This window comes from Mitsuaria sp. TWR114 (assembly GCF_007997345.1).
The window spans coordinates 1-1186 of the sequence record NZ_VOSR01000711.1; the positions used below are offsets into that span (position 1 = coordinate 1).

Annotated in this window: 2 protein-coding genes; both read right to left on the bottom strand. The window is 72.8% G+C overall.

Translation table 11 applies throughout. The annotated features are described in order from the left end of the window. Positions 1 to 54: 54 nt before the first annotated feature. The gene (locus FUT87_RS22905) at positions 55 to 363 is read right to left on the bottom strand and encodes a hypothetical protein (RefSeq protein WP_310735307.1); all 309 of its coding nucleotides are present in this window, start codon (positions 361 to 363) and stop codon (positions 55 to 57) included. 138 nt (positions 364 to 501) lie between these two features. Continuing rightward, positions 502 to 1186, bottom strand: a 685-nt coding sequence (locus tag FUT87_RS22910) for a beta-ketoacyl synthase N-terminal-like domain-containing protein (protein WP_310735308.1), incomplete at its 5' end; no start/stop codon positions are given.

A 1186-nucleotide genomic window follows, 5' to 3' on the forward strand; every position in this document is an offset into this window, starting at 1 on the left:
GCAGCGCGATGGCGCGGCCGATACCCCGGCTCGATCCGGTAACGAGCACTGTGCTCACGGCGTCTCTCCCTTCAAGAACTCACTTGGATCCTCCGGCCCGAAAACCGTGATCTGCGCGCTGGCCAACTCGGCCTCGCCGCAACGGATGCTGCAGTCGAACTGCCCGATGCCGTTGTCGGCCTGGTAGCTGCGCTGGATCTCGACGCGCAGCCGCTGCCCCGCGCTGAAGCGCGCCACGCTGCGGTAGCGGCGCGTGCCCAGCAGGAAACCAATGCGCGGCGGCTTGCCCTGCTGCCGCCCCTGCCACCCGGCCCAGGCGGCCACCGCCTGCGCCATGTATTCGACGCCCACCCAGGCGCCCACCGCGCCGTCGCGGCTGAAGATGCGTCGGCGGGGACCAGGACTTCGGCCACCAGGCGTTCGTCCTGGGCCTCGACCAGGCGGTCGAGCAGGCACATCGGCCCCTCGTGGGGCATGAGGTCGGCAATGGGAGGCAGGGAATCAGTCATGGCTCAGCACCAGCGACGCATTGTTGCCGCCGAAGGCGAAGGAATTGCTCATCACGTGGCGCGGCGCGCCGGGCAGGCGCTGGTGCGGCGCGACCAAGGCGATGGCCGGCAGCGCGGCATCGCGCACGCCGTCGAAATGATGCACCGGCAGCCGACCGTCACCGGCCACGGTCAGCCACGCGATCGCCGCCTCGATGGCGCCGGCCGCGCCCAGCGCATGGCCGGTCAGCGGCTTGGTCGAGGAACACGGCAGCGCCAGGCCGAACAGCTCCGCCACGGCCCGGCTCTCCATCGCGTCGTTCTGCGGCGTGGCGGTGCCGTGCAGGTTCAGGTAGCCGATGTCCGCGGGCGTCAGGCCGGCACGGGCCAGCGCCTCGCGCATGGCCGCCAGCGCGCCTCGACCGCCGGGTTCCGGCGCCGAGATGTGATGGGCGTCGGAACTCTCCCCGTAGCCGGAGAGGCGCACCGGCGACGGTTCGCGGCTGAGCACGAACAGCGCCGCGCCCTCGCCGATGTTGATGCCGGCGCGGGTCGCGCTCATCGGGCGGCAGCGCGCCGCGTCCACGGAGTCCAGGGCGGTGAAGCCGGCCACCGTCATGCCGCACAGCGCGTCCACGCCGCCGACGAGCACCGCGTCGCACAGGCCCGCGCGCAGGAGGCGCGCGCCGCTGGCCAGC